Raw genomic sequence first — 20069 nt, forward strand, 5'->3', positions numbered from 1 at the left:
CCAGCCGCATCCCGGCTGGGGTTCCTCTCTTCAGTGGCCCGCGGCCCCGCTGGGGGTCAGGGTCAGGACGGGTCGCCGTACTGGAGGCCGCGTCCGTTGGTGCCGACGTAGACGCGGCCGAAGGTGTCGGGGTCGCCGGTGATGACGCCGACACCACCGATGGCGCCCCACTGGTGGGCCTTGTCGTTGACGCGGAGCCAGGTGGCGCCCTTGTCGGTGGAGCGGAAGACTCCGGTGACGTCCTTGACCGTGCCGATCAGGTACAGGGCCTGGTAGGAGGCGCCCGGCGCGGCCTTGCCGAAGCCGAGGGCGGAGGCGGACTTCACCGTGGTGAGCGCTGTGAAGGTGCGGCCGCCGTCGGTGGAGTGCAGCAGCCCCTTGCCGCCGCCCGCGATCCACAGGTCCCCGGCGATGCCGGGCACGGCCGTGAGTCGGCCGTCGGCGGGCAGGCCGGTGGCGCGGGCGGTGAACGTCGCGCCGCCGTCGGTGCTGGCGTAGAGCGTGCCGCCGGACAGCGAGTAGAACGTCCCGGCCGAGGAGCGGTCGGCGACGACCACGGCCCCGGTGCCGAGGCCGCTGACCTTCGACCAGCTCGCCCCCTGGTCCGTCGAGCGGTACGGGGCCTGACCGGCCTGGGTCCAGACGATGGTCGAGCCGTCCGCCGCGAGCGCGACATGGCCGTCCTTGGCGTCGGCCACCGGCTCCGCCTTGAACCCCTGCCAGCTGCGGCCGCCGTCGGTGGAGTAGGCGCCGTCCTGCGCGCCACCACGGCCGACGCGGACCATCATCGAGGGCTTGGACTGGGCGAAGTCGATGTCGGTGCTGTTGGACATCGTCGGATTCTTCAGTCGCCCGGCGGGCACCTTGGTCAGGGAGTCGTGCCGGAAGCCGCCCTGGTCGCCCATGGAGGTGATGACGGTGGCGCCGCCAGGAGGGGCGATCGCGTCCATCAGCGCGGTCTCCTCAAGACCTCGGGCGCCCATGCTCCAGTGGCTGGTGCGGCCGCTGTCGGTGGCGTTGGCGTCCTTGCTGCGCAAGATGCCGTTGCCGGTGCCGTACAGCACGTGCCCGGAGTTGAAGGGGTCGATGGCCAGGGCGGTCATCCAGTGCCCGGTGTGGGTGCCGACGTAGGGAGCGGCGGAGGCGTTCCGCACCGACTTGGCGGCCAGTGCCTTCCAGGTCGTGCCGCCGTTGGTGCTGCGGTAGATCTCGTCCTCGGGATACCAGCGGCCGAGGGTGGTGACCATCACCGTGGACGGCTTGCGCGGGTCGACGGCCAGACCGGAGAACCCGTAAGAGCCCTTGGACGGGGAGATGTCCTTCCACCTGCCACCGGCCGGTGTGTACTTCCACACCGAGCCCCCCGTCACGCCGTTGGGTCCGAGGTTGTCGGTGTACGTCAGGTAGAGCGAGCCGTCGCCGGAGAGCACGCCGTGCTGCGGCAGCTGGCCGGTGGGCTGCCCGGAGACGGCCTGCCAGGTGCTGCCGCCGTCGGTGGAGCGGTACAGGGACGTGGACTTGTCGGCGACGCCGACGTAGATCGTCTTGCTACCGGCCGGGCCGTACGTCACGAAGGAGATGCCCGCGCCGCTGCTCGCCCCGTCCTTGACGGGGAACGAGGGGACCTGCCGCCATGTCACGCCGTAGTCGGTGCTGCGCCACAGGCCGTTCTTGCGGGTGCCAAGGAGCAGGGTGCTGTTGTCCGCGGGATCGATCGCAAGGCGTTCGCCCGCCCCGCGGCCGTCCTCGTTGCCGCCCAGCTTGAACGGCAGATCGGTGCGCTTGAAGGTGCGGCCCCGGTCGGTGGAGCGCAGGATCGCGCCGTTGCCCGCCCAGTCGTTGGTGTAGGTGCCCGCCGTGAGGTAGAGCCGCTTGGGGTCGACGGGGTCGGTGGCCACCGCGTCGATGCCCAGCAGGTTCCAGTCCTTCTCGCCGAGCCAGTCGGTCAGCGGGATCCACTGCTCGGCCGCGGGGTCCCAGCGGTAGGCGCCGCCCATGTCGGTGCGCGCGTACAGCAGACCCTTCTCCCGCTGGTTGAACACCAGGCCTGTGACGTAACCGCCGCCCACCACCTGGGCGTTCTTCCACACGTACGGTCCGGCGGCGGCCGTGGTCCGCGCCGTGCCGTCCCCGGCCGCCCGGTGCTCGGCCACCTTCACCAGCTTCCACTGCTGGCCGGTGCCGCCCGTGCCGGGGTTCTGGACGACTGCCACGCCCTCGGACCCGGCGCCTTTGGAGACGCCCAGGACCTGGCCGCTCCTGCGGGAGGTGAAGGTGACGGCGTCGGACCCGCCCGCCTCCTCGATCCTCCACTCCTGGGCGGTGGAGGAGCTGTCGGTCTGCTGCTCGGCGGCGGCGCCCTTGGCTGTCGAGTCGCCCGCTATGCCCAGGACTTTGCCGCTGTTGCGGTTCACCAGCTCGTAGTAGCCGCCTCCGGTGGGCCTCAGCCTCCACTGCTGGTTGGCGGTGTTCTGGTCGGCCCACTGCTGGATGCGGGTGCCGTCGGCGGTGGAGAAGCCGTTGACGTCCATCACCTTGCCGCTCCGCACGGACATCAGCCGGTAGTAGGCGTCGCCGTCGACCGTCGCGGCCTGCGAGTCCTCCTGCGCGATCAGGAGATACGGCACGAGGACGGCGGGCACGCCGACCAGCAGGCCGGTGGCGGTCCAGCGGCGGCGGTGACGCCCGCGGCGCCCGCCGTTCGTGGAGGTGTTCATAAGGGGGTGTTCTCCTTGCATACCGTTCACCAAAGAAAGACGGACCCAGGCACCGCAGTGACCGGATCCGACTCCTTGTGGTCACAGGCACCGCAAAGGTTGCCTTGCGCCAGAGACTTCTTTGGGCGCGGTTCCTCTGAAGTGAAGCGTGCTCGGTCCGGCTCGTCCCTGCCGTGGTGAGGGGGGAACAGTGCCTGGCGACCTGGATGGTGGACTTGTGCCATGACGACGCCGCTGTCCCGTGCGGTACGGGCACTCGACCGCTTTCACGCCGCCTACCCGTGGGACCACAACGCCCATTACCACCGGTGGATCCTGCGTCAGCTTCCTGGGCGCTTCGGCGAGGCCCTCGACGTCGGGTCCGGTAGTGGTGACCTGGCTCGACGGTTGACCGCCCGTGCCAGATCGGTCCAGGCCCTCGATGCCGACCCCACGATCGTTGCCCGAGCGCGGGAGCTCACCGCGGCGACCGCCCCGATCACCTTCACGGTCGGAGACGCGCTGACCGACATACCGCCTGGTCGTTACGACGTCATCACCTGCGTAGCCGCCGTCCACCATCTGCCGTTCGCCGACGCTCTCGCCCGCTTCCGCGAGCACCTGGCACCCGGCGGCACCCTGGTGGTCGTGGGAGTGTTCCGGGCGCGGTCACCTGGCGATCACCTTCTCGGGGCCGCCGCGGTTCCGATGAACGTCGCCATGGCCTGGATCAAGAACAAGGGGCGCAGGGCAGCACGGCCGGTCTCCATGACGGCCCCGACCCGCCCCGCGACCATGAGCTTCAGCGAGATCGTCGGTGAGGCTCGCCGCGTCCTGCCCGGGGCTCGGCTGCGACGCCGTCTGTTCTGGCGATACACCCTGGTCTGGCGGCAGAGGTGACCGGTTGACGAGTCCCCCCACCCGCGACCGCCCAGGCCACCGCACACGGCCTCGCGGCGTCAACGCCACCGGCGGGAGCTCCGACCGCCTTCGCACCCGCCCCCCTGACGGGAGTCGCGCGCTACGCCACCCAGGTCACCAGCGGGCGCAGGGCACTTGTCCGCACGCTCAACACCAGCGGTCACAGTGTGTGGTCGGGGGTTCCAGCCACCTGGCGGGGGCGTAGCCGACGACCGTCGGATGGCCGACGGAAGGCATGGGCTTCCAGGCTGGTGGCGTGACAGAGCGTGCGCAGGAGCTGGGGTCCACCGCCTGCTGACGCGCTGCGCGGGAGAGCACGTACGAAAGGAATCTTGTGAACACCGCATCCGCCTCGGAGGCGACGACGGGTGCCGAGTCCCTGCGTCTTCGCGAGACGCTCAAGGCGCTGTACGGGTACGTCCGCCCGCACCGGTGGGCCGTCGTACTCGGTCTGCTGCTGGCGCTGGTGGGCGCCGTCGGCGGGCTGCTGCAGCCGCTGGCCACGAAGGCGCTCGTCGACCGGCTCTCGTCCGGTGGCACGCTCGCCACCGTGCTGCTGTCGCTGACCGTGCTGGTGCTGCTGAGCACGGTGGCCGAGGCGTTCGGCGCGTATGTGCTGGAGCGGACGGCGGAGTCGGTGGTGCTGGCCGCCCGCCGCAGCCTCATCGGCCGGCTGCTGCGGCTGCGGCTCACGGCGGTGGACCGGATGCAGCCGGGCGATCTGATGTCGCGGGTGACCTCCGACACCACGCTGCTGCGGGCCGTCAGCACCCAGGCGGTGGTCAACGCCGCGACCGGGGCGCTGACGCTGATCGCGGCGGTCGTGGTGATGGCCTTCCTGGACGCTGTCCTGCTCGGCGTCACCCTCGTCGTGGTCGCGGTCGTCGGCGCGGGCGCGGCCCTGGTGATGCCGAAGATCGGACAGGCCGCCGAACGCTCCCAGGCCGCGGTCGGAGAGATGTCCACCGGCCTGGAACGGGTCTTCGGCGCGCTGCGCACGGTGAAGGCGTCCGGCGCCGAACAGCGGGAGACCGCCCGCGTCGAGGCGTCGGCCCGGCGGGCATGGCACCACGGCGTGCGCGGCGCGAAGTGGGAGGCCCTGCTGGGTACCGCAGACAACCTCGCCGTCGAGTTGGCGTTCCTCGCGGTCCTCGCGGTCGGCGGAGCGCGGGTGGCGTCCGGGGACATTCCCGTCTCCACGCTCATCGCCTTCCTGCTGTACCTGTTCTACCTGATGGAGCCTGTGTACAAGCTGGTCGAGGCCGCATCCAGCTACCAGGAGGGCGCGGCCGCGATCTCTCGGATCAAGGAGGTGGACCGTCTGGCGGCCGAGCCGCCGGCCGCGTACAAGCCGGTGCGGACCGAGCTGCGTCCGGCGTCGGTCCGCTTCGAGGGCGTGTCCTTCCGCTACGGGCCCGGGCTGCCCGACATCCACCGCCGGGTGGACTTCGAGGTGCCGGGCGCCGGGATGACGGCCTTCGTCGGGCCTTCGGGTGCGGGTAAGTCGACGGTCTTCTCACTCATCGAGCGGTTCCACGAGACGACCGGCGGGCGCATCCTGGTCGACGGCACGGACATCCGGCAGTGGCCGCTGTCCGAGCTGCGGTCCGTCATCGGATACGTCGAGCAGGACGCGCCGGTTCTGGCCGGCACGCTGCGGGAGAACCTGGTCCTCGCCGCACCCGGCGCGACGGACGACGACATCCGCGCCGTCCTCGCCCGAACCAGGCTCGACACCCTCGTCGACCGGCTCCCGCACGGTCTGGACACCCTGGTCGGACACCGCGGCTCGAAGCTGTCCGGCGGCGAGCGCCAGCGCGTCGCGATCGCCCGCGCGCTGCTGCGCAGGCCCCGGCTGTTGCTCCTGGACGAGGCGACCTCGCAGCTCGACGCGGTCAACGAGCTGGCGCTGCGGGACGTCATCGCCGAGACGGCACGCGAGACCACCGTCCTGGTGGTGGCCCACCGCCTGTCCACGGTGACGGACGCCGACCGCATCGTCGTCATGGACGCCGGCACGGTCCGGGCGATCGGTACCCACGAGGAGCTGGTGGCCGAGGACGAGCTGTACGCCCAGCTCGCCGCGACCCAGCTCCTGCTCCCGGCCGAGCGCCCCACCGTGTGAGTGGAGTGCTCCGCAGGGCTGCTCCCGCCATGGGGAGGGCGTTGAAGGCGAACAGGATCGGAACGATGCGTACGACGGTGAGCGCGGCGAGGCAGGGCAGCACGGTCGGCGCGTGGAGTCCGTCGCCCAGGGCGAGCACGGTGGCGTTTCCGAAGAAGAACCACATGCACATGGCCATGATCGAGCTGGTGTCCTCGACGAGGCGGAAGTCCGAAACGTCGGGTACATAGGATTCGTGTCGCCGGGCCGGAGTCTGCCGGACGTACCGGAGGACGATGCCGCAGACGAACGCGGCGACGAAGCCGTTGCGGCCGACCGCCACCGTGAGCAGGGAACCGAGGGCCACGCCCACGGCCAGGGCCTTCGCGGCGAACGGAACGGCCGTGCCCAGTGCCCGCAGGAGGGTGTGCGCTGGGCGATCTCGGAGTTGAGCGTGACCGCGATCTGGCTGTGGGTGAGTGGACCGGTGGCGACACCCGCGAGGACCAGCACCACGGGAGCCCTGACGTGCCCCCGCTCAAGCCCCGGGCGACGAGCGCCCACCCGGCTGTCACCGCGGTGATCACGATCAGGACGAAGGTCATGTGGATTCCGGTTCCGGGGCGCCGACACCTACGGAACAAGAAGGGGGCCGGCTCTGCCGGGTGGAAAGCGCGCCACGCAGGGCTTCGTGACCCGACGGCCGATCCGAGCGGGCCGCGAAGCACCGTCGGAACCGGGGCGGGCGGACCGTGAAGGCCGACCGCCCCGGCCCGGCGTCATCGCACGTGCTTCGCCGGCTTGGTGGCGGCGTTGAGCAACGCCTCCAGTGGTCCGCGGCGGAAGAAGCGGGACCAGACCGCGGCGAACACGATCGCCCCGAGAATGAACGTGAGCACGGGGATCCAGGACGTTTGGGCGCTTTCGCCGGCCGATGCGCCGAGCATGGACTGGGCGAGGAAGTGGCCGACGTAGGCCGTCAAGGACATGGTGCCCACGGCGATGACCGGCTTCGCAAGGCTGCGCAGCCGCGGCAGTCGGTCCATGAGCACCGTCGCGCCGACGATCACGAGGATGGCGACGCCGACGCTGCCGATGATGTCGAAGGTGGTGCCGCTGTGTGGTCCGGCGGACAGCAGTTCCGAGGCCGCCCGCTGGGGGGCCTCGAAGGATCCGCTGCCGAAGGACGACGTCTTCTCGAACCCTGCGGACGACGACTTCCCGTCCTCCGCCATGCTGCGCAGCGCGTCCTTGCCCGCCAGGAGCAGGGACAGGCCGTACGCACCGGCGGTCAGGGCGGCGCCGAGCGCGGCCAGGCGGCGCTGGACGGAGACGGCCGAGAGGTCGAGGCGGGCCAGCGCCATGCCGGCGACGACGAACGACATCCAGGTGATCGTCGGGTAGAAGCCGGTGAGCAGCAGGTCGAGGACGCCGACCTCGCTGACCTTCTTGAGCGGGTCGTGGGCGTCGATGGTCCGCTGGACGGACTCGCTCAGCTGCGAGTTCAGGACGAACGCCAGCTGCGGTGTGACGAGCGCGAGCCCGGCCGCGGTGAGCGCCAGTGCCTTGGCGGACAGCCGCAGCAGGGGCAGCGCGAGGAGGAAGTACACGCCGTAGAAGCCGAGGATGATCACGCCCCCGTACTCCATCGCCAGCACGGTGCCCAGGGCCAGCAGGACCACGGCGCGGATCGCGATCCGGGCCTTTGCCTGCCGGCCCGCCAGGCCGGTCTTCGGCTCACGGCGGCCAGCGATCAGCATCAGCGAGAACCCGGCGAGGGTGGCGAACAAGACCGACGAGTGCCCGTCGGCCATGTACCGCACCCAGGTGCCGACCCCGTGCGTGGACGACAGGGCCGGGCCGATGTGGACGATGTACATGCCGAATACCGCCAGCGCGCGGGCCAGGTCCACGCCGACCAGGCGTCCCGTCGAGGGGCCGCCCGCGGGTCTCCCGGCCGACTCGGGCGAGGCTGCGGGCACGGGAGGTGCGTTCTCCCGCGGAGCTGGCGTCGCCTGCGGCGGCTGTGTCTGTGTCATACGAAGAATCTCCCTGTGGGGTAGGGAGGCGGACCATCCAGCAGGCTTCGGTGACGCCCCCGCCGAGCGGCCTGGACCACCCCGCCAACCGGCGGGCCGGAGCGGACGGATCAGAGGTGGCGGTCGACGGCGGGCAGGAGGCCTTGGAAGGTGGCCCCGGAGGCGGGTTCGCCGATGCTGGAGGCGACCTTGCCGCTCTCGCCGCACAGCAGCGCGCTCGCGTCCAGGTCCTGGTCGACACCCGTTGTGGTGCGTACGTCCCAGCCCGACCTGGACCGCGGTGAGGCCCGGGGCCTTCTTGCTCAGCGAGACGTTGCCGTCCTTGGATACAGAAGTATCCGACGACGGCCCACCGCCTGACGGCCCAGGGAAAGACGCAGCCGATGGTCCTGGTGATGCCGCGCCCGACCGTCGCACCCCCTCGCGACACCGCGTGCGTGGACGTCCCCGGAGGCCCGCAGGCCAGGACGTTCCTCGCCCGCGACCTGCCCAGAATCTGAGGAACCGCGCCGACCTGTTCTGGAGAACGATCCCACGGTACGAGCACGGCGGACGCCATCCGCCGAGCCTCACCCGCCGGCCTGCCGACCGGCCGGAGCGCACCCCCGAACGGCTGGAGCCGACCCGCCGGGTGTCCACAGTCCGTGGGTGATCACGCCACTACGTACCCTGCCCGGCGTACGGTCGACGTCAGGCGAACCGGTACGAGCACGCGGGACCCCCGGATGCGCGGGCCGAGCAGCGCGACAGCGCAGACGACAGTGTGAGGCGGGACGCTGGTGATCCGGGTAGTGGTGGTGGACGACGAGGCCCTGGCGCGGTCCGGTTTCCCGATGGTCCTGAACGCGTCCGACGGCATCGAGGTCGTGGCGACGGCGCAAGGGGCGCAGGCTGCCGACGTGGTCCGGCGCGAGTTGCCGGACGTCGTGCCCCTCGACATCCGCATGCCGGACGTGGACGGCCTGACCGCGCCGCGCTCGGGAGCCTCCGGTTTCCTCCTCAAGGACGCCGAGCCCGAACAGCTCGCCCAGCTGGTCCGCACCCTGGCCGCGGGCGGCGTCGTCGTGTCGCCGAAGGCATCACGCGCTCTGCTCCGCAGCCACCCGGCGGCCGGAGCACCCCGGGACGCGGACGTCTCGCGCGTCGGGTTCCTCAGCGACCGGGAACGCGACGTCCTCGTCCTGGTCGCCGAAGGACTCTCCAACGCCGACATCGGCACCCGCATCCACCTGAGCGCGGGCACCGTCAAGGACCACGTCAGCTCGATCCTGGCCAAGCTGCGGGTCTCCAGCCGCGGCCAGGCCGCACTCCTCGCCGAGCGCGCCGGACTGCTCACCCACAACGACGACAACACGGCACGGGACAACGGACGATGAGCACGCACCGGGCACCGTGGCAGCACGTTCCGCCCCGCGCCGTCGACGCCGGCCTCGTGGTGCTGGCCGCGCTCGACGCCTGGATCAACCTCCTGGGCGAAGGCACCCCTGTGATGTGGGCCTGCGCCGCCGCAGGCTCCGTCAGTCTGCTCCTGCGCAGGCGCTTCCCGCTGGCCGCCTTCCTGCTGACCCTGCCCATGACTCTGTTCATGGACGTCGCGGTCGCGCCGATCGCCGCCCTGTACACACTCGCCGCGTCCACCCGCAACCGCCCGCTGCTCGCCGGCTGCGCCCTGCTGAACGCCACTGCGGCCACCGTCTTGTGGCCGTGGTCCGACGCGTTCGACGGCGACCGGACCTGGACGCTCGTCCAATTCGTCTACACGCTCGCCACGGCCTTCGTCCCCGTCCTGTTCGGCCAGCTCGTGCAGGCCAGACACGACGTGGCCCGCCAGCTCGTCGAGGTCAAGGAGGCCCGGCAACACGAACGCGCCCTCTACGCCCAGACCGTCCTCGCCCGCGAACGCGCCCAACTCTCCCGCGAGATGCACGACGTCGTCTCCCACCAGGTCAGCCTCATCGCCGTCCAGGCCGGAGCCCTGCAGATGGCCGCCAAGGACCCCGATGCCCGCGAGGCCGCCCGCACCATCCGCACCCTGAGCGCGAACACCCTCGACGAACTCCGCCACATGGTCGCCCTGCTCCGCGCCTCCGGCGGCAGGGCAACCGAACTCACCCCCCAGCCCACCCTTGCCGACCTCCGGCAGCTCATCGCCAACAGCGGCATCGAGACCACCCTGACCGGAGAGCTTCCTCCTGGCATCAGCACCACCGCTCAGCGCACCATCTACCGCACGGTCCAGGAAGCCCTCACCAACATGCGCAAACACGCCCCGGGAGCCCGCGCCGACATCCGCCTGTGGCACGACGCCCACCGCTTCGGCGTCACCATCACCAACACCGCCCCCACCCGCCCGACCGTCGCCCTCCCCAGCGCCCGCCACGGCCTCATCGGCCTGAAAGAACGCGCCGAGCTCGTCGACGGCACCCTCACGGCCGAGCCCACGCCGGACGGCGGCTACAAGATCGAACTACGAGCCCCCGTCCGGCCCGCCTGACCGCCGAAACTCGCAGAACACCCAGTGGGGCGGTGCCCTGAGGGCGCCTCGATCGGCGGGTTCCGTACCAAGCCGCGCGCGGCCGTTGTTGGACCGCTGAGCGGACCGCTTCTCCGGCCCCAACCCGATACGACTGCGCTTGCTACCGCACCCGTCGTGGCGGGCCCGGCTCCGGCGCCGCGAAATCCGAGGCTGCCCCGGTAGATCTTGGTCGCTCTTGGGGACCTCCCAGGTCAGCGCACCCTCCCCCGAGGCTTCAACGCCACCGGCGGCAGCTCGGGGGCGGGCAGCGGTGCGCCGTCGTAGCCCTTCACCTCGCCGAAGCGCGTGCCCGTCATCCAGTCGGTGCGGGCCTGTTCGATGTCCTGCTGGGTGCGGCCGATGAAGTTCCACCACATGATGAGCTCCTCCTCGAACGGCTCGCCGCCGAGGAGCATGAGGCTGGTGTCGGACGCGGCGCGTACGGGGAGTTCGGTGCGGCCGCAGCCCAGGTAGAGCATGGAGCCGGGAAGTAGGGGGACGCCGTCCACGTGGGCCTCGCCGGACATGGACAGGACGGCGTACTCGAAGTCGGTTTCGAGGGGGAGGCGCAGGTCGGCGCCCTGGGTGAGGGTCAGGTCCGCGCCGACGATGGGGGTGTACGTCGTACCGGGCGACGTGGTGCCGTCGAGGGTGCCGAGCAGGAGCTTGGCGCTCAGGCCCGGGGCGGTGACGACCGGCAGGTCGGGGTGGTGCTCGAAGTGCGGCTCGGTGTGGCGGTGGGCGTCCGGCAGCGCCACCCAGAGCTGCGCGCCGTGCAGGAGGCGGGCGTGGGCCTTGGGGCTCTCCTCGGAGTGGGAGATGGCGCGGCCCGACGTCATCAGGCCCAGCTCGCGGGGGCGGACCGTCTGCAGGCTGCCGGTGCTGTCGCGGTGCAGGACCTCGCCCTCGTGCAGCCACGACACGGTCTGCAGGCCCATGTGGGGGTGCGGCGGCACCTGCATGCCGGGCTCGTCGGCGATGTCGTCGGGGCCGTAGTGATCGACGAAGCACCAGGCGCCCACCATGCGCCGCCCCAGGTTCGGCAGGAGTCGGCGGACCTCGGTGGACTCGCCGAGCCGCACGCGTCGAGGGCTGAGGAGTTCCCGCACCGGTTCCGCGACGACGAACCCGCGGCCGCCACAGGGGGACGGCACCGCCTGGCGATCAAGATTGCTCATGCCGCCCAACCTAGCCCCGAGGGGCCCGGCCCGTCAGCATCCGCCTTCGTGCCGTCCGGCGCCGGGGCGGGCCCCCCGTACCCACCGCCCCTACATAGTGGAATATTCAATTACCTAGTGCTGTTGTGGGCCGTCGAGGAGGCAAACAGTGAACATCACCTACTACGACCACGGCACCGCCGCCGAGCGCTGGGAGCGGGCGGGGCAGTTCTTCGACGCCAAGGAGTACGCGACGGCGGCGCGCATCCTCGCCCCGCTGGCCGACGAGGTGCCCGAGCAGGTCGCGCCGCGGCTGCTGCTCGCCCGCGCCTACTACCACTCGGCCCAGCTGCGCCGCGCCGAGACGGAGCTGCGCGCGGTCCTGGAGCTCGACCCCGTCGAGAGCTACGCCCGGCTGATGCTGGGCCGCACCCTCGAACGGCAGGGCCGGGACGCGGAGGCCGTACCGCACCTGCGGATGGCCGCCGCGCTGGACGGCGAGCCGGTCCTGTAGGACGAAAGGCCGGGGCGTGCCCCGGCCTCACGCCTCGCCCAGGGTGAAGCCCACCACCGCCCCTCCCCCGGGCCTCGCCCCGGCGAACACCGTGCGGGCGAGGTCGGTGGCCGCGATGCCGGGGCCGCGTCGTGACGCCGTCGGCGACGGCCGTGACACGGTAGCCCTCCAGGGTCAGGGCGCGCTCCAGGGCGTTGCGGATGGCGCGGTCGTCCTCGGCGAGGAGCACGGTGTGCGGTGGGCCGCCGGGAGTCGGCGTGTTGCGATACGGCTCGGTGTGCGGCCTCCCGTTAGTCTGCCAACCGCCCCTGCTTCCACCGGCGCGCGGCCGCGTTCTCACCGTCCTCTCACCGTGGCCGGAATCCCGGCTTACCCGGGCGCGGAAGGGTGGCCTGCGTTTCCGCCGCGTCATGTCGCCGCGCGTCCCGACCCACGCGCGGATCTGTCGAGCACCGCCGAGGGGAAAGCTCCGCATGAAGGCTCTGAAGGTCGTGTTCCTGCTGCACAACGTGTACGGGGTGGGGGGCACCATCCGCACCACCCTCAACCTCGCGTCCGCGTTGTCCGAGCGCCACGACGTCACCGTCGTCTCGCTGATGCGCCACCGCGAGCGGCCGCGCTTCGCGGTCGACCCGCGAGTGCGGCTCGTACCGCTGGTGGACGTCAGGGCGGGGAGCGCGGACACGCTCGATCCGCTGTTCGCCGAGCCCGCCGAGGCGTTCCCGTCGGCGGAGCGGCGCCACCACCAGTACACGCGCCTGCACGACGCGCGCGTCGCGGCGTATCTGCGGCGCTGCGACGCGGACGTGATCGTCGGTACGCGGCCGGGGATCAATGTGTACCTCGCGCGGTTCGGCCCGCGCCGCGCGCTGCTCGTCGGCCAGGAGCACCTGCGGCACGACGCGCACAGCAAGCGGCTCCGCGCCCAACTCGCGCGCCACTACCGCCGTCTGGACGCCCTGGTGACGACCACGGAGGCCGACGCGGAGGTCTACCGCAGACGGATGCCGCTGCCGGGGGTGCGGATCCTGGGCATCCCGAACATGGTGCCCCGGCCGCAGGTCCCGCCCTCGGACGGCACCGCCAAGGTCGTCGCCGCGGCCGGGCGGCTCGTGCCCGGCAAGCGGTTCGGCCTGCTGGTGTCGGCGTTCGCCACGGTCGCGGAGCGGCACCCCGACTGGCGGCTGCGGATCTACGGCGGCGGCCAGCAGAAGGAGCCGCTGGAGCGCGCGGTCGAGGAGCTGGGCCTTGGCGGGCGGGTGGAGCTGATGGGGGTGCGCTCGCCGATCGAGCCGGAGTTCGCGCGGGCCTCCGTGGTCGCGTCCGCCTCGGACGCCGAGTCGTTCGGCATGACGCTGGTGGAGGCCATGCGGTGCGGCGTGCCGGTGGTGAGCACCGACTGCCCGCTCGGCCCCGCCGAGATCATCACTGACGGCCACGACGGCCGCCTGGTGCCGACGGGCGACGAGGCCGCGCTCGCCAAGGCGCTGCTCGAACTCATCGAGGACGCGCCGCGGCGGCGTGCGATGGGCGCCGCCGCCCTGGAGAGCGCCCGCCGCTACGACCCGGAGCCGATCGCGGCCCGGCACGAACTCCTCTTCGCCGAGCTGCGCTCCGCCCGCCGTAGGCGGGCCTGGCGGCGGATCCTGCCCGCGCGGGCGCGGCGCGCGCTGCGGCGGCTGCGCGGTCCTGGCGGGGGCGGCGCCGCGGTCCCCGCGCCGTCCGCGGCAGGCTCCGCGGGGCCGGACCGGGCGCTGCGCGAGGCCCGGACGCCGGTTACCGCCAGCAGCAACTAAGGCGCGCTAGTCGCCGTCGGAAACCCGGTGGACAGCGGATCCGGCCGACGGGTGGGATGGGACACCTTCCACCAGGTCGACGAAGGCGCCGGGCACACGGTCCGGCCGAGGAGTTCCCGTGTCATCGAGCGGTACCGACGAGACGTACGACAAGCAGTACATCGACAAGCAGGACACCGACGAGCAGGACGTCCCGGACGCCCAGGACGACGACGAGGTCGCGGTCACCATCGACGTGCCGCTGGTACGGCGTCTCGTCGCGGCGCAGTTCCCGCGCTGGGCACACCTGCCCGTGACGCCGGTGCCGCGCTCCGGCATGGACAACGCGACCTTCCGGCTCGGCGACGACATGGCGCTGCGGCTGCCCCGCTACGCCCGCTGGACCGGCCAGGTCGAACGGGAGCAGCGCTGGCTGCCGTGGCTGGCGCCGCAGCTGCCGCTCGCGGTGTCGCGGCCGCTGGCGCAGGGCGAGCCGGGCGAGGGGTATCCGTTCCCGTGGTCGGTCTGCCGCTGGCTTCCGGGCGAGCCCGCCACGACGGACGGCCTGGCGGATCCGCACGAGGCCGCGGTCCAACTCGCCGAGTTCATCCGGGCGTTGCAGCGCATCGACGCGACGGACGGGCCGCCGCCGCAGTGGAGCAACGCCTTCCGGGGCACGCGCGTGGGCACCGAGTGCCCACAGCTGGCCGCCGACTCCACCGTACGGGCGAAGATCGCGAAGCTGGACGGCACGGTCGACACCGACACGGTCACGGCGGTGTGGGAGCAGGCCCTCGCGGCGCCCGCCTGGGACGGTCCGCCGGTGTGGCTGCACGGCGACCTGGCGACCGGCAACCTGCTGGCGGTCGAGGGGCGGCTGAGCGCCGTCATCGACTTCGGGACCCTTGCCGTGGGCGACCCGGCGTGCGACCTGATCCCGGCGTGGATGTTCCTGCCCGCGCGGGCCCGCGCCACGTTCCGGGCGGCGCTCGGCGCCGATGACGCCACGTGGGCGCGCGGGCGGGGCATCGCGCTCGCCGGGTCGCTGCCGGTGCCCGACGACCCGTTCTTCCAGCAGGAACCGGCCCGCGTGACGACGGCGCTCCGGCATCTGGAGGCGATCCTCGCGGACGGCTGACCGGAGGACGCCGTTTCGTCCCCTTCGTTCCCGGGCACTCGCCGCCGCATGGAAACGGTGCCCCTGCGACAGGACTGGATCCACCGGGCCGCGTGTGCTGATGAGGACCCTGAGCTGTTCTTCCCCGTCGGCAACTCCGGACCGGCCGAACAGGAACAGGAGGAGGCCAAACGCATCTGCGAGCACTGCGCGGTGACGCGTGAGTGCCTCACGTACGCACTGCGCTCCGGCCAGACGTCGGGCGTCTGGGGCGGCAAGGGCGAGGACGAACTCGCGGCGCTGCGGCCTTCCCGGGCCGCCCGGAGGCGGGCGTAGGGCACGGCCGCCGTCCGGCCGTGCCCTGCTGACGGTGCGGCTCGCGGTCAGCTGAAGGTCCCCGTCAGCCCCGGTACGTCTCCAGGAGCCGCAGCCACACCTCGCTGATCGTCGGGTACGCCGGGACCGCGTGCCACAGGCGGTCGATGGGCACCTCGCCCGCGATGGCGACCGTGGCGGAGTGGATGAGCTCGCCGACGCCGGGGCCGACGAAGGTGACGCCGAGGACGACCTCGCGGTCCAGGTCGACGACCATGCGGGCGCGGCCCCGGTACCCGTCGGCGTACAGGCCCGACCCGGCGACGGACGCGAGGTCGTAGTCGACGGCGCGCACGCGGTGGCCCGCCTCCTTCGCGGCGGCGAGGGTGAGGCCCGCCGACGCCGCCTCCGGGTCGGTGAAGACGACCTGCGGGACGGCGTCGTGGTCGGCGGTCGCGCTGTGGGCGCCCCACCGGTCGGTCTCCAGGAGGGGGACCCGCTGGGCGCGGGCGGCGATCGCGGCGCCCGCGATCCGCGCCTGGTACTTGCCCTGGTGGGTCAGGAGCGCCCGGTGGTTCACATCGCCCACGGCGTACAGCCAGTCGCTGCCCGCGACCTGGCAGCTGTCGTCGACGGGCAGCCACGCGCCGGGCTCCAGGCCGACCGTGTCCAGGCCGAGGTCGTCGGTGCGCGGGGCGCGGCCGGTGGCGAAGAGGATCTCGTCGGCCTCGATGCTCTCGCCCCCTTCGAGCTCGACGGTGACCGTGGCGCCGTCCCGGCGCACCGCCTTCACCGAGGTGTCCGTCCGTACGTCCGCGCCCGCCTCGCGCAGCGCGTCGGCGACGAGCTCCCCGGCGAACGGCTCCATCTTGGGCAGCAGGCCCTCGCCGCGCACCAGCAGGGTCACGCGGGAGCCGAGCGCCTGCCAGACCGTGGCCATCTCCACGCCGACCACGCCGCCGCCGACCACGACCAGACGGCCGGGCACGTGGTCGGCGCTGGTCGCCTCGCGGCTGGTCCACGGCTTCGCGTCGGCGGCGCCAGGTAGGTCGGGCACCACGGCCCGGCTGCCGGTGCACACCGCGACGGCGTGCCGGGCCGCGAGGCGCGTGACGGTCCCGTCGGCGGCGGTCACACTCACCCGGCGCGCGCCCGCGAGGCGGCCGTGGCCGCGGAACAGGTCCACGCCGATCGAGTCCAGCCAGCCGACCTGACCGTCGTCCTTCCAGTGGGAGGCGTACGCGTCCCGGTGGGCGAGGACGGCGGACGCGTCGAGGGCGCCCTCGACGAGGTGGCGCAGGCCCGGCACGCGGCGCGCGTCCGCCCGGGCCACGACGGGCCGCAGCAGCGCCTTGCTGGGCATGCAGGCCCAGTACGAGCACTCGCCGCCGACCAGCTCGCTCTCCACGATCGCCGCGCTGAGGCCCGCCGCGCGCGCCCGGTCGGCGACGTTCTCCCCCACTGGTCCGGCCCCGATGACCACTACGTCGTACGTGTTGTCCGCTGCTTCGCCCGTGGCGTCCGTGGATTGCGTCATGGGGCCAGTCTGGTGCCAGGTGTGCGGCGTGGCCACACGGGTACGCGCGCGGAATACGGCCGCCGCCGCGGCCGTTGTGCACGACGGCTTCGCCCCCACCAGGAAGAGAGACTCATCATGAGCACGACCGTGGAGCTCACGAAGGAAAACTTCGACCAGACGATGACGGACAACGACTTCGTCCTGATCGACTTCTGGGCGTCCTGGTGCGGGCCCTGCCGCCAGTTCGCGCCGGTCTACGAGAAGGCCGCGGAGGCCAACCCGGACCTGGTCTTCGGCAAGGTGGACACGGAGGCGCAGCCGGAGCTGGCCGCCGCCTTCGGCATCCAGTCGATTCCCACGCTGATGATCGTCCGGGACCAGGTCGCGGTGTTCGCGCAGCCGGGCGCGCTGCCCGAGTCCGCCCTGGAGGACGTGATCGGTCAGGCCCGCAAGCTCGACATGGACGAGGTCCGCAAGTCGGTCGCGGAGCAGCAGGCCAAGGAGCAGGGGGCGTAACGCCTGCTCCGGGGCGCGGGGCCGGGGCTCAGCTCGACTCCCGGTGCACCACGCTCGCACCGAGGACGTCGTGGACCTCCGGCCGCGCCCCGGGCTCCCGCACCACCCGGTCGACGAGCTCGGCCAGGCCGCGGCCCGACGGCAGCTCGATGCGGACGCTGCTCAGGCGCGGGCGCAGGAGCCGCCCCAGCATCAGGTCGTCGGCGCCGACGACGGCCGCGTCGTCCGGGACGCGTATGCCCTCGTCCTGGAGGGCGCGCATGAGGAGCATCGCGTACTCGTCGTTGTACGCGAAGACGGCGTCGAGGCCGAGCCCGCGCCAGCGGCCCGCGAGCCGGGCCGCGGAGTCCTCGCCGTAGCCCAGCGGCAGCTCGGTCACCCCGCCGTCGCCCGTGCCGCGCACGGCGGCCCGCACGCCGTCCAGGCGCGGCCGCGAGAAGGGTTCGAGCCCGGGCTCCTCGGGGACCACGACGCCTATGCGGCGGCGGCCGCGGGCGAGCAGGTGCTCGGCGGCGCTGCGGCCGACCAGGCGCTGGTCCATGAGCAGCGCGTGCGCCCCCTCGGCGCGCTGCGGGCCGAGCGTGAACACCGCCTTGGCGCCCGAGCGCTTGAGGACGGAGACGCCGCGGGCGCCGAGCGCGGTCGCGTCGGGGGCGAGCACCGCGACCGGGCGCAGCTCGGCCCAGGCGCGGGCGGCCTCCTCACCCGTGAGGCCGAGGCTGCCGTACTGCACGACGGTGTAGTCGAACCGGCTGAGCGCCCACTGGAGTTCGCTGAAGAACTGGTTGAAGAGCGGGCCCACGGGGATCTGGGGCGTGGGCATGAGGACCATGCGGGTGTGCCCGGCGCGCAGGCTGCGGGCGGCGGCGTGCGGGACGTAGCCGAGCTCCTTGGCGGCCTCGCGGACGCGACGGCGGGTGGGCTCGCTGATGCGCACGGCACGGGTGTTGTTCAGGACGTAGCTCACGGTGGCGCGCGAGACGCCCGCGAGGCGGGCGACGTCGGCGCTGGTCGGAACGGGGTGCGGCACGCGCTGGTCGGCGTCCTGCGGCTCGGGGTCGGGTGGCGGGCTCGGCGCGGTCGGCGCCGGATCCGGCGCGGCCTGCTGCTTCGGTATCTGCACCATGACGAAGGCAATCCTTCCAGACGGCCCCGGGGCGCACCCAGGCGGGCGCGGGGGCGCTGCCGGGCAGGCGACGGGGCACGGGCGCGCACGCCATCGTGGCTGGTAGCGCGGGAGGTCACGCACGCCGCTGACCGCGCACACGCGGCTCGGCCGGGGCGGCACACGCCGCTCACGCGCGCCGCGTCGGCACGGAGCGCGCGCGGCGGGCGGGAGTGAACTCCGCCGTCCTGATACCGCGTTGGCCCGCCGGAAGCTACCGTGCGGTAAGCAACCGCGGCCGCGCCGCCCGACCGAAGGTGCCCCCACATGAGCAGCGACCGTTCCGAAGGCCTCGCGGAGACCGTCCGCGCGCTCAGCGCGGGCGAGGTGTCCGCGCGCGAACTCACCGAGCGGACGCTGAGCCGGATCCTGGCGACCCAGCCCACGCTCAACGCCTTCCGCGTGGTGCGCGCCGAGGCCGCGCTCGCCGAAGCGGACGCCGCGGACCGGCGGTTGGCGAGCGGCGCCCGTGCCCCGCTGCTCGGGGTGCCACTCGCGGTGAAGGACGACACGGACGTGGCGGGCGAGCCGACGGCGTTCGGCTGCCCCGGCGACTTCCCGCCCAAGGCGCGGGACGCGGAGGCGGTGCGCAGGCTGCGGGCGGCGGGCGCGGTCATCGTCGGCAAGACCAACACGTGCGAGCTGGGGCAGTGGCCGTTCACGGAAGGGCCCGCCTTCGGCGCCACCCGCAATCCGTGGAACACCGGTCACACGCCGGGCGGTTCGTCGGGCGGCTCCGCCGCGGCGGTCGCGGCGGGCCTGGTGCCGGTGGCGCTCGGCTCGGACGGCGCGGGCTCGGTGCGGATCCCGGCCGCGTGGACCCATCTCGTGGGGATCAAGCCGCAGCGCGGGCGCATCTCGACGTGGCCGTGGCCCGAGGCGTTCAACGGCATCACCGTCAACGGCCCGCTGGCGCGCACCGTGGCCGATGCCGCGCTGCTCCTGGACGCGGCGAGCGGCAACCACCTCGACGACCCGCACCAGCCGCCCGCGATCCGCGCCGCCGAGGCCGCCACGCGCGAGCCGGGCAGGCTGCGCGTCGCGCTCTCCCTGCGCACGCCGTTCACGGCCACGCCCAAGCGGCTGCACCGCCTCGTGCGCGCCAAGGTCGTGGAGCTCGCCGACCGCCTGGCCGCGCTCGGGCACGACGTGGAGGAGGCCGACCCGCGCTACGGCCAGATCGGCCTGGCCTTCGTGCCCCGGGCCACGGCGGGCGTCGCCGACTGGGTGCGCGAGGTGCCCGACCCCGCCCTGCTCGACCCGCGCACCAAGGAGGCCGCCCGGCTCGGGCGGCTCCTTGGCGGCGCGCCGCTGCGGCTCTCCCGCCGGGCGGAGGCGACCCTGCAACGCCGGGTCGGCGCCGTCTTCGCCACGTACGACGTGGTCCTCGCGCCCACGACGGCCACCCCGCCGCCGCCCGTCGGGGCCCTCGCGGGGCTCAGCGCCCTGCGCACGGACCAGGCGATGATCGCGGCGTGCCCGTACGCGTGGCCGTGGAACGTGCTCGGCTGGCCGGGGGTGAACGTGCCCGCGGGGCGGGTCGCGGGCGGGCTTCCCGTGGGCGCCCAGCTCCTCGGCCCCGCGGGCAGCGAGCCGCTGCTCATCTCCCTGGCGGCCCAGCTGGAGGCGGACCGGCGCTGGCACGCGCACTGGCCGGAGCCCGCGGACACGCGGGCGGCGCCCTGAGCGGGGCGGGGCCGCCGGGGCCTCCCCGGG

The 20069-nt window shown here is 73.1% G+C and carries 16 protein-coding genes and 4 pseudogenes; 11 read left to right on the forward strand and 9 right to left on the reverse strand.

The features are described from left to right. Positions 1-62 precede the first annotated feature (62 nt). Positions 63-2717 (reverse strand): RICIN domain-containing protein, encoded by a 2655-nt coding sequence (locus ACIG3E_RS31690; protein WP_399623005.1) that lies wholly within the window; start codon positions 2715-2717, stop codon positions 63-65. 222 nt (positions 2718-2939) lie between these two features. Between ACIG3E_RS31690 and ACIG3E_RS31695 the strand changes: the two genes are divergently transcribed. Together ACIG3E_RS31695 and ACIG3E_RS31700 are read left to right on the forward strand one after the other, a co-directional pair. Further along, on the forward strand, positions 2940-3596 hold the full coding sequence (locus ACIG3E_RS31695) for a class I SAM-dependent methyltransferase (protein ID WP_399623006.1): 657 nt from the start codon (positions 2940-2942) through the stop codon (positions 3594-3596). Positions 3597-3951: 355 nt separating this feature from the next. Continuing rightward, the gene (locus ACIG3E_RS31700) at positions 3952-5742 is read left to right on the forward strand and encodes an ABC transporter ATP-binding protein (protein WP_399623007.1); all 1791 of its coding nucleotides are present in this window, start codon (positions 3952-3954) and stop codon (positions 5740-5742) included. Positions 5743-5788: 46 nt separating this feature from the next. Here ACIG3E_RS31700 and ACIG3E_RS31705 read toward each other — a convergent pair. From ACIG3E_RS31705 to ACIG3E_RS31715, 3 genes and pseudogenes are all read right to left on the reverse strand, one after another. Further along, a pseudogene (locus tag ACIG3E_RS31705) lies at positions 5789-6094 on the reverse strand (cation:proton antiporter); the annotation flags it as partial. A 406-nt stretch (positions 6095-6500) separates the two neighbouring features. Then, on the reverse strand, positions 6501-7760 hold the full coding sequence (locus ACIG3E_RS31710) for a DUF418 domain-containing protein (protein WP_399623008.1): 1260 nt from the start codon (positions 7758-7760) through the stop codon (positions 6501-6503). A 173-nt stretch (positions 7761-7933) separates the two neighbouring features. Then, positions 7934-8066: pseudogene (locus ACIG3E_RS31715) on the reverse strand (TerD family protein); the annotation flags it as partial. A 26-nt stretch (positions 8067-8092) separates the two neighbouring features. Here ACIG3E_RS31715 and ACIG3E_RS31720 point away from each other — a divergent pair. The 3 genes and pseudogenes from ACIG3E_RS31720 to ACIG3E_RS31730 form a co-directional block, all read left to right on the forward strand. After that, positions 8093-8251 (forward strand): annotated as a pseudogene (locus ACIG3E_RS31720) (esterase); the annotation flags it as partial. Between the two features lie 288 nt (positions 8252-8539). Beyond that, the gene (locus ACIG3E_RS31725; RefSeq protein ID WP_399623009.1) at positions 8540-9136 is read left to right on the forward strand and encodes a response regulator transcription factor; all 597 of its coding nucleotides are present in this window, start codon (positions 8540-8542) and stop codon (positions 9134-9136) included. Next, on the forward strand, positions 9133-10254 hold the full coding sequence (locus tag ACIG3E_RS31730; protein WP_399623010.1) for a sensor histidine kinase: 1122 nt from the start codon (positions 9133-9135) through the stop codon (positions 10252-10254). The genes ACIG3E_RS31725 and ACIG3E_RS31730 overlap by 4 nt, the downstream gene beginning before the upstream one ends. 233 nt (positions 10255-10487) lie before the next feature. Here ACIG3E_RS31730 and ACIG3E_RS31735 read toward each other — a convergent pair whose 3' ends face one another. Further along, positions 10488-11453 carry a pirin family protein gene (locus ACIG3E_RS31735; RefSeq protein WP_399623011.1) on the reverse strand — a complete coding sequence of 322 codons (966 nt, stop codon included), beginning with the start codon at positions 11451-11453 and terminating at the stop codon, positions 10488-10490. Between the two features lie 148 nt (positions 11454-11601). Here ACIG3E_RS31735 and ACIG3E_RS31740 point away from each other — a divergent pair, with 148 nt between their 5' ends. Then, on the forward strand, positions 11602-11946 hold the full coding sequence (locus ACIG3E_RS31740) for a tetratricopeptide repeat protein (RefSeq protein WP_138963309.1): 345 nt from the start codon (positions 11602-11604) through the stop codon (positions 11944-11946). A gap of 27 nt (positions 11947-11973) precedes the next feature. Here ACIG3E_RS31740 and ACIG3E_RS31745 read toward each other — a convergent pair whose 3' ends face one another. Both ACIG3E_RS31745 and ACIG3E_RS31750 read right to left on the reverse strand, forming a co-directional pair. Then, positions 11974-12105, reverse strand: a complete 132-nt coding sequence (locus ACIG3E_RS31745; protein WP_399623012.1) for a hypothetical protein — start codon at positions 12103-12105, stop codon at positions 11974-11976. Beyond that, positions 12041-12175: pseudogene (locus ACIG3E_RS31750) on the reverse strand (DNA-binding response regulator); the annotation flags it as partial. The pseudogene ACIG3E_RS31750 and the gene ACIG3E_RS31745, both read right to left, overlap by 65 nt. A gap of 253 nt (positions 12176-12428) precedes the next feature. On the opposite strand from ACIG3E_RS31750, the gene ACIG3E_RS31755 reads away from it, so the two are divergent. From ACIG3E_RS31755 to ACIG3E_RS31765, 3 genes are all read left to right on the forward strand, one after another. Next, the gene (locus ACIG3E_RS31755) at positions 12429-13742 is read left to right on the forward strand and encodes a glycosyltransferase family 4 protein (protein ID WP_399623134.1); all 1314 of its coding nucleotides are present in this window, start codon (positions 12429-12431) and stop codon (positions 13740-13742) included. Positions 13743-13971: 229 nt separating this feature from the next. Next, a complete protein-coding gene (locus ACIG3E_RS31760) occupies positions 13972-14859 on the forward strand; it encodes an aminoglycoside phosphotransferase family protein (protein ID WP_399623135.1) in 888 nt (295 codons plus the stop codon). Positions 14860-14907: 48 nt separating this feature from the next. Next, positions 14908-15174 (forward strand): WhiB family transcriptional regulator, encoded by a 267-nt coding sequence (locus ACIG3E_RS31765; RefSeq protein ID WP_399623013.1) that lies wholly within the window; start codon positions 14908-14910, stop codon positions 15172-15174. A gap of 64 nt (positions 15175-15238) precedes the next feature. On the opposite strand, the gene ACIG3E_RS31770 is transcribed toward ACIG3E_RS31765, so the two are convergent. After that, positions 15239-16690, reverse strand: coding sequence for a dihydrolipoyl dehydrogenase family protein (locus tag ACIG3E_RS31770; protein ID WP_399623014.1), 1452 nt, complete (start codon positions 16688-16690; stop codon positions 15239-15241). Between the two features lie 117 nt (positions 16691-16807). Here ACIG3E_RS31770 and trxA point away from each other — a divergent pair, with 117 nt between their 5' ends. Beyond that, the gene (gene trxA / locus ACIG3E_RS31775; protein ID WP_399623015.1) at positions 16808-17188 is read left to right on the forward strand and encodes a thioredoxin; all 381 of its coding nucleotides are present in this window, start codon (positions 16808-16810) and stop codon (positions 17186-17188) included. Between the two features lie 28 nt (positions 17189-17216). Here trxA and ACIG3E_RS31780 read toward each other — a convergent pair whose 3' ends face one another. Beyond that, the gene (locus tag ACIG3E_RS31780) at positions 17217-18314 is read right to left on the reverse strand and encodes a LacI family DNA-binding transcriptional regulator (protein WP_399623016.1); all 1098 of its coding nucleotides are present in this window, start codon (positions 18312-18314) and stop codon (positions 17217-17219) included. Positions 18315-18620: 306 nt separating this feature from the next. Here ACIG3E_RS31780 and ACIG3E_RS31785 point away from each other — a divergent pair, with 306 nt between their 5' ends. Further along, positions 18621-20039, forward strand: a complete 1419-nt coding sequence (locus tag ACIG3E_RS31785) for an amidase (RefSeq protein WP_399623017.1) — start codon at positions 18621-18623, stop codon at positions 20037-20039. The last annotated feature ends 30 nt before the right edge of the window (positions 20040-20069 follow it).

Source organism: Streptomyces sp. NPDC053474, from assembly GCF_044544845.1.
Classification (GTDB): Bacteria; Actinomycetota; Actinomycetes; order Streptomycetales; family Streptomycetaceae; genus Streptomyces.

Coding starts and splice junctions, on each gene's coding strand:
- ACIG3E_RS31690 (WP_399623005.1), bottom strand. CDS start 2,717: ATGAACACCTCCACGAACGGCGGGCGCCGCGGGCGTCACCGCCGCCGC.
- ACIG3E_RS31695 (WP_399623006.1), top strand. CDS start 2,940: ATGACGACGCCGCTGTCCCGTGCGGTACGGGCACTCGACCGCTTTCAC.
- ACIG3E_RS31710 (WP_399623008.1), bottom strand. CDS start 7,760: ATGACACAGACACAGCCGCCGCAGGCGACGCCAGCTCCGCGGGAGAAC.
- ACIG3E_RS31730 (WP_399623010.1), top strand. CDS start 9,133: ATGAGCACGCACCGGGCACCGTGGCAGCACGTTCCGCCCCGCGCCGTC.
- ACIG3E_RS31735 (WP_399623011.1), bottom strand. CDS start 11,453: ATGAGCAATCTTGATCGCCAGGCGGTGCCGTCCCCCTGTGGCGGCCGC.
- ACIG3E_RS31765 (WP_399623013.1), top strand. CDS start 14,908: ATGGAAACGGTGCCCCTGCGACAGGACTGGATCCACCGGGCCGCGTGT.
- ACIG3E_RS31770 (WP_399623014.1), bottom strand. CDS start 16,690: ATGACGCAATCCACGGACGCCACGGGCGAAGCAGCGGACAACACGTAC.
- trxA (WP_399623015.1), top strand. CDS start 16,808: ATGAGCACGACCGTGGAGCTCACGAAGGAAAACTTCGACCAGACGATG.
- ACIG3E_RS31780 (WP_399623016.1), bottom strand. CDS start 18,314: ATGGTGCAGATACCGAAGCAGCAGGCCGCGCCGGATCCGGCGCCGACC.
- ACIG3E_RS31785 (WP_399623017.1), top strand. CDS start 18,621: ATGAGCAGCGACCGTTCCGAAGGCCTCGCGGAGACCGTCCGCGCGCTC.